The organism is Streptomyces sp. NPDC001832 (assembly GCF_040297265.1).
In the GTDB taxonomy this organism is placed as follows: domain Bacteria; phylum Actinomycetota; class Actinomycetes; order Streptomycetales; family Streptomycetaceae; genus Streptomyces.
This window is the reverse complement of record NZ_JBEOYU010000011.1, coordinates 179890-186360: the sequence shown is the minus strand read 5'-3', so window position 1 is coordinate 186360 and position 6471 is coordinate 179890. Positions and strand designations below refer to the sequence as shown.

The window sequence follows — 6471 nt, the reverse complement described above, 5'->3', positions numbered from 1 at the left end:
CGCAGAACACTCTCTGGGGCTTTCCTCCGGGCTTTTCCCTTCGGTCTTGCGTTTCCGACTCTATCAGACTCTTTCGTGTCCGATTCCCGGTCGAAACGGGATCGCTTTCCAGTTCCTCGCTTTCGCGATTCCCTTTCCGGCGAGTCCGACTCTATCAGATCCTTTCGGGCCTGATTCCCAGTCAGCGGGGTTTGTCTTCCCGGCCGTTGGGCCGTTCCGACGAGTGAGACTTTAGCGAATCCGGGGCTCCGACGCTAATCGGGGCCACGCCCCTTCGAACGTGGATTCCTCATTTCGCAAATGTGCACAGAAAGTCGAGCGACAGGTGTCGCTGACCAAATGTGGCTGCTGCGGAATGGCTGTCCGGGGACCGACCGGAGTCGGCGCTCACGCCGGACAACTCGGAGAAGGTTACGGATGCGGGCGTGTCGTGTCAACCTCGGGCCGGTCCGAATTCTGGTGGAAGGCCAGCCGGTGCGGAATCGAGGCTGCTGGGTGGCCGTCAGCCGTTGCCGGAGGCGAGTTCGCGGCTGCGGTCGCGCGCTGCTTCGAGGGCGGCAATGAGGGCGGCTCGTACTCCGTGGTTCTCCAGCTCGCGAATGGCGCTGATGGTGGTGCCGGCCGGGCTGGTGACGGCTTCGCGGAGCTTGACCGGGTGTTCACCGCTGTCGCGGAGCATCACGGCGGCGCCGATGGCGGCCTGGACGATCAGGTCGTGGGCCTGGGCGCGGGGCAGGCCGAGCAGGATGCCCGCGTCGGTCATCGCCTCGACGAGGAAGTAGAAGTACGCGGGGCCCGAGCCCGAGAGAGCGGTTGCCGCGTCCTGCTGGGACTCGGGGACGCGCAGGGTCTTGCCCACGCCACCGAAGATCGCCTCGGCGGTGGCGAGGTGGTCGGTGGTGGCGTGGCTTCCCGCGGAGATGACGGACATGCCCTCGTCGACGAGGACGGGGGTGTTCGGCATGACGCGTACGACCGGGGTGTCCGCGGTGAGGCGGTCCTCGATGAAGGCGGTCGTGATGCCTGCGGCGGCGCTGATGACCAGGCGGTCGGCGGTGACGTGTTCGGCGAGCTCGTCGAGGAGCCGTCCCATGTCCTGGGGCTTGACCGCGAGGATGAGAATGTCGGCGCGCTTGGCGGCCTCGGCGTTGGTGACGGAATCGACGCCGTAGCGGCTGAGGAGTTCCTCGGCACGCTCGGATCGGCGGGTGGTGACCAGCAGGTTCGCCGGACGCCAGCCTGCCCGGATCATGCCACTGAGCAGGGCCTCGCCGATCTTTCCGGTGCCGAGGACTGCAACTTTCTGGGTCATGCGGTTCACCCTCCGGGCCGTGCTCGCGGTTCTCGGTGCGTCGTGCTGAAGGCTTTCGGTACTCGTGTCCGTCATCCTCCCACCGGGGCCGGTCAGGCGGTACGCCGGCGGAGCGTGGCCGCGCCGAGGGTGAGGACGAGCAGGGCGCAGCCGGCGACGACCAGGACGTCGCGGATGAAGTCGTCGGTGATGCCGGTGTGGTGGAGGACCTCGTTCATGCCGTCGACCGCGTACGACATGGGCAGCGCGTTCGAGATCGCTTCGAGGACGGGTGCCATCCGGTCGCGTGCGATGAGCAGTCCGCAGAGCAGGAGCTGCGGGAAGATCACGGCCGGCATGAACTGGACGGCCTGGAACTCGGATGCGGCAAAGGCGGAGACGAAGAGGCCCAGTGCCGTGCCGAGCAGGGCGTCGAGCAGGGCGACCAGGAGCAGCAGCCACGGGGAGCCGGTGACATCCAGGCCGAGTGCCCAGACCGAGAGTGCGGTGGCCAGGAGGGACTGGACGATCGCGACGGCGCCGAAGGCGAGGGCGTAGCCGCCGATCAGATCGCCCTTGCCGAGCGGCATGGTGAGGAGGCGTTCGAGGGTGCCCGAGGTGCGTTCGCGCAGGGTGGCGATCGAGGCCACCAGGAACATCGTGATCAGCGGGAAGATGCCCAGGAGCGAGGCGCCGATGGTGTCGAAGGTGCGGGGGCTGCCGTCGAACACGTACCGGAGCAGCGTGATCATCACGACCGGGATCAGGAGGAGCAGCGCGACGGTGCGGGGGTCATGGGTCAGCTGGCGCAGGACGCGGGCGGCGGTGGCGAGCGTGCGGGCGGGGCTCAAGGGTGGTGCGGCCGGGCGGGGCTGCGGGTGCGGGGTGCTCATCGGGCGGTCTCCTGACGGGTGGCGGCTTCGTCGACCAGGTGGAGGAACGCCTCTTCGACGGTGGCGGCGTGGGTGGTGGCGCGCAGCGCCTCGGGGGTGTCGTCGGCGAGGATCTCGCCTTCGCGCATGAGGAGCAGCCGGTGGCAGCGCTCGGCCTCGTCCATGACGTGCGAGGAGACGAGGAGTGTGGTGCCGCGGTCGGCGGCGAGGGTGTGGAAGAGGTTCCACAGGTCTCGGCGGAGTACCGGGTCCAGGCCCACGGTCGGTTCGTCAAGGATCAGGAGTTCGGGGGTGCCGAGCAGGGCCACGGCGAGGGAGACACGGGTGAGCTGGCCGCCGGAAAGAGTGCCGGCCAGTGCGTCGGCGTGGCCGGTCAGGTCGACATCGGCGATCGCGCGGCTGACGGCAGCGCGGCGGGCATCCCGGTGGCGGCGGCCCGGCTGGAGGATCGCCGCGAAGTAGTCGAGGTTCTGCCGGACGGTCAGGTCGGTGTAGACGGACGGGGCCTGGGTGACGTACCCGATGCGTGGACGGAGGGTGGGGTGTCCGGCGGGGCTGCCGAGTACGTCGAGGGCGCCGGTGACCTTGGCCTGGGTGCCCACGACGGCACGCATCAGGGTGGATTTGCCGCACCCGGAGGGGCCCAGGAGGCCGGTGATCCTGCCGGGTTCGACGGTGAAGTCGAGGTCGCGGAGGACGGTGCGGTTGCCTCGTACGACGGTGAGGCCGCGGGCCTCGATGGCGACGCCCGAAGAATTCATCATGCGACGAATTTTCATCCTGGCGGTGTCTGTCCGTCAAGGTCGCTGCGCGGTCCAGGCTGTGGGGCGGTGGGGGGCTGTGTGCGGGTCAGGAGCGCGGTGGGGGTGACGCCGTGGTTGAGCCCGGGCAGATCACCACGCTCAGCTCGACCACATAACTCTCCTCGACGGTGCCGTCCGGGGAGAGCTTTGGCCCGCGCTCGTGCCAGGCCCTGCGCTCTTGGGGTCCTACTTGCGCTTGGGCCGCTTTGCTTTGGTGGTCTTGCGGGCGGCCGGGTTTCCGGTGCGGGCCGAGCGGCGCTTCGTGTAGCGGGCCAGGGCCGTCTCGTACTCCGCGCGGCGCAGTTGCTCGCCCGGTGCCTCCTTGAACGTACGGAGGAAGTACGCGATCAGCGAGCCGACGAAACCGATGGTCTTGAGACCGCGCAGATTGGCCTCGCGCACCGGATCGGCCGGGCGGCGGCTGAACCCTTCCCACGTCATGCGGAAGGCGATGGCGCTGCAGATGACGAACATCAGGACGACCAGGATGCCGACGAGATTGCCGACGCCGGCGATCTCCAGTCCCTGGAAGGCGAAGCGGAGTACGAAGCAGGCGGTGACGGAGGCCGCGAGGGAGCCGACCGCTGCCCCGACGCGTCGCAGCCCGTAGCCCCCGTCGTGGTCGACCCAGGTCGTACCGAAGAAGAGCAGGGGCTCGGGCTGCGGGCCGGGCTTGGTGCCGCCGGGCGTGGGGCCGGGGCCGGGGGCTTCGCTGTTCTCGCTCACGAGGTCGATTATCCCCGGGCGGTCGCGGCCCCGGTCGCCGTCCCTGTTGCCGTCCCGTCGCGGTCCCGTCAGTCGCAGCGTGGGGCGATGTAGCCGTCGCTGCCCGTGTGGACGTAGGCGTCCGCCACGAACTCGCCGTTGGCGATGTTGTCCCAGAGGTTCGAGGTGCCGTACGGGCCGGTGACCCGCTCCCCCGGCTTCTGGCAGTAGACCGGAACCTTCATTCCGTACGGAAGCGTCCTCACGATGCCGTACTGGGTGCCCGGCCCCGTGCGGACGTTGACGCGGTAGCCCGGTGCGATGGGGTACCTGGTGACGTCGTCGGTGCCGGCGAGCGCGGCCATGTCCTCGGCCGCGTCGGCGGTGATGTCGGTGTGCTCTTCCATGGCCATGAGGCCCTCCCCCGTTGAGAGACGGTGTGTACGACGCGCAGGTTACAAGCCCCGCCCGTATCGCACACGCCATCGACTAGGCTCCGTGCGTCGCGCTTGCGGACGAAGACACGGGGGTGGGCGATGCCGCCGCTGCGAGGTACCGGAGCCAATCCGGAAGCGGAGCATCCGGAGTACGCCGGTCATTACCGCCTTGAGGCATGTCTCGGCGCCGGCGGCATGGGGGTCGTGCACCTGGCGCGCTCCACCTCGGGGTTGCAGCTCGCTGTCAAGGTGGTGCACCGGCACTACTGTGCAGATGCTGAGTTCAGGGCACGTTTCCGGCAGGAGGTCGGGGCGGCGAGGCGGGTCAGCGGAGCCTTCACGGCACCGGTCGTCGATGCCGATCCGGACGCCCCACGGCCGTGGATGGCCACCCTGTACGTGCCCGGTCCCACGCTCGCCGACCAGGTGAAGCGGAACGGGCCGATGGTCCCCGCCGAGCTGCGCAGGCTGACGGCGGGACTTGCCGAGGCGCTGCGCGACATTCATCGGGCCGGAGTGATCCACCGCGACCTCAAGCCGAGCAATGTGCTGCTCTCCGACTCCGGCCCCAAGGTCATCGACTTCGGGATCTCACGGCCGTACGACAGCGATCTGCGTACGGAGACGGGCAAGCTGATCGGCTCACCGCCGTACATGGCGCCCGAGCAGTTCCAGCGGCCGCGTGAAGTCGGGCCCGCCGCGGACGTGTTCGCTCTGGGGGCCGTGCTCGTCCATGCGGCGACCGGCCGGGGGCCCTTCGACTCCGACAGCCCGTACATCGTGGCCTACCAGGTGGTGCACGACGAGGCCGATCTGACGGGGGTGCCGACCGATCTGGCGCCGCTGATCGGGCAGTGCCTGGCGAAGGACCCCGCGGAGCGGCCCACTCCGGACGACATCATGGCGGCGCTGCGCCCTCCTTCGTACGACGCCGCCGCGTTCATACCGTCGCAACGGCGGCCGGGTGCCGTCGAAGCCCCGGCGGTGTCGGGGCCGGGGCCGGAGATCGCGACGGGGGCGGATACGGATGAGGACACGCACGTAGGCGCGGGCGCGACGGCGCGGGGCAGGAAGGCGACCGTGAGCGGTGGCGGCAAGCGGCAGTGGCTGGCAGCCGCTGCGGCGCTGCTCGTCATGGGTGCCGGTGGGGTGTGGGCTGCCGGTGTGGTGGGCGACTCAGGTGGCTCGGATGAGCCGGGAAGCTCCGGTGAGTCGGGGGATTCAGGCGGCGCGAAAGGCTCAGCGGCGTTCGCGTCGTGGCGGACGCCGCTTTTGGCCTCGGGCGGCTCCACGCCGGTCTGTTCCTCGGCGGACGGCGCCGACGAGGAAGCGTCCGTCCCGTCCGTGGCGCTGTACTGCGCGGCGGCCGGTATCGGCGCCGCCCGGCTGGACCCCGCGGACGGGCGGGTGCTGTGGTCCCGTCGCGCCACCGACGGGGACACCCCGTCGGTCGGCGTGGTTTCGGTGTCCGGCGGTCCGGTGCATACGGCAGTACCGGGCGGGAAGCTCCGGGCGTACGACCCCGCCAAGGGTGAACAGGTCTGGGACGCGGATCTCTCCCCGTACCTCGGCACTCCCTTCGCCGCGGGTGACACACTGCTGCTGGTCAGTCAGGACGGCACGACCGAAGCGCTCGACTCCGCGACCGGCGTGTCCCTCTGGCGGCATCCGCTCACCGGGCACCAGCGGCCGGACTACGCGCTGTACGACGAAGAATCGAGGCTGGTCTACGCATTCGAGCACTCGGCCTATGGGTCCACCACGCTGGTCACGGCCGTCGATACGGCGACCGGGCACGCGGCGTGGCAGCGGCGGCTGGACGGAATGCTCACCCCGGTGGGGACCTCGGACGGTGCACTCGTCCTGACGTCCATGAACGGGGACTCCCAGACCGTCGGGCTCGTCCGCTACGACCCGGAGCGCGGGCGCGTCGCACGGGTGGCGCTGCCGTTCCGGATGAACGAACCGGAGGTCGTGGTGGGCGGCGACACCGCCTATCTGCTGGGGCACGGCGGGACCCTGGTCGCCGTCGACACGCGCCTGGACGACGGCGGAGCTGTCCGCTGGCAGCTGGAGACCGCTGCCGGGCGGACGTCGGCACCCGTTCTCGCCGCCGGGAACCGGCTGTACTTCTCGGCGGCGGACGGGCGGCTGCTCGCCGTGGACACCGAGCGCGGAACACTGCTGGGCCAGACGAGCCCTCGGCTCCGGAACGGGAAACTCACGTACGCCTCACAGCTGCCCGCCCCTGTCGCTGCCGGCCGGACCGTCTTCGGTACCGCGCCCGACGGTTCCGTGTTCGCCGTCGACGGACAGGACCCCGCTCACTGGTGAGAGCGGGG

The 6471-nt window shown here is 70.0% G+C and carries 6 protein-coding genes; 1 reads left to right on the top strand and 5 read right to left on the bottom strand.

Annotated features, from left to right (window positions below; genetic code table 11):
• Nucleotides 1-502: 502 nt before the first annotated feature.
• The 5 genes from proC to ABT115_RS12525 all read right to left on the bottom strand — a co-directional run bounded on the left by proC (nt 503) and on the right by ABT115_RS12525 (nt 4105).
• Nucleotides 503-1312: a pyrroline-5-carboxylate reductase gene (gene proC / locus ABT115_RS12545; RefSeq protein ID WP_351787526.1), complete on the bottom strand. Its 810-nt coding sequence runs from the start codon at nt 1310-1312 to the stop codon at nt 503-505.
• A 92-nt stretch (nt 1313-1404) separates the two neighbouring features.
• Nucleotides 1405-2184 (bottom strand): ABC transporter permease, encoded by a 780-nt coding sequence (locus tag ABT115_RS12540; protein ID WP_351787523.1) that lies wholly within the window; start codon nt 2182-2184, stop codon nt 1405-1407.
• On the bottom strand, nt 2181-2948 hold the full coding sequence (locus ABT115_RS12535; protein ID WP_351787521.1) for an ABC transporter ATP-binding protein: 768 nt from the start codon (nt 2946-2948) through the stop codon (nt 2181-2183). Before ABT115_RS12535 ends, ABT115_RS12540 begins: the two co-directional genes overlap by 4 nt.
• A gap of 225 nt (nt 2949-3173) precedes the next feature.
• On the bottom strand, nt 3174-3713 hold the full coding sequence (locus ABT115_RS12530) for an MFS transporter (RefSeq protein ID WP_351787518.1): 540 nt from the start codon (nt 3711-3713) through the stop codon (nt 3174-3176).
• A gap of 68 nt (nt 3714-3781) precedes the next feature.
• Nucleotides 3782-4105: an SH3 domain-containing protein gene (locus tag ABT115_RS12525; RefSeq protein WP_502969081.1), complete on the bottom strand. Its 324-nt coding sequence runs from the start codon at nt 4103-4105 to the stop codon at nt 3782-3784.
• A gap of 123 nt (nt 4106-4228) precedes the next feature.
• Here ABT115_RS12525 and ABT115_RS12520 point away from each other — a divergent pair, with 123 nt between their 5' ends.
• Nucleotides 4229-6463, top strand: a complete 2235-nt coding sequence (locus ABT115_RS12520; RefSeq protein ID WP_351787515.1) for a protein kinase domain-containing protein — start codon at nt 4229-4231, stop codon at nt 6461-6463.
• The last annotated feature ends 8 nt before the right edge of the window (nt 6464-6471 follow it).

Excerpts from the sequence above, each read along its gene's own strand:
- ABT115_RS12540 (WP_351787523.1), bottom strand. The coding sequence starts at position 2,184 with ATGAGCACCCCGCACCCGCAGCCCCGCCCGGCCGCACCACCCTTGAGC.
- ABT115_RS12525 (WP_502969081.1), bottom strand. The coding sequence starts at position 4,105 with ATGGCCATGGAAGAGCACACCGACATCACCGCCGACGCGGCCGAGGAC.
- ABT115_RS12535 (WP_351787521.1), bottom strand. The coding sequence starts at position 2,948 with ATGATGAATTCTTCGGGCGTCGCCATCGAGGCCCGCGGCCTCACCGTC.
- proC (WP_351787526.1), bottom strand. The coding sequence starts at position 1,312 with ATGACCCAGAAAGTTGCAGTCCTCGGCACCGGAAAGATCGGCGAGGCC.
- ABT115_RS12520 (WP_351787515.1), top strand. The coding sequence starts at position 4,229 with ATGCCGCCGCTGCGAGGTACCGGAGCCAATCCGGAAGCGGAGCATCCG.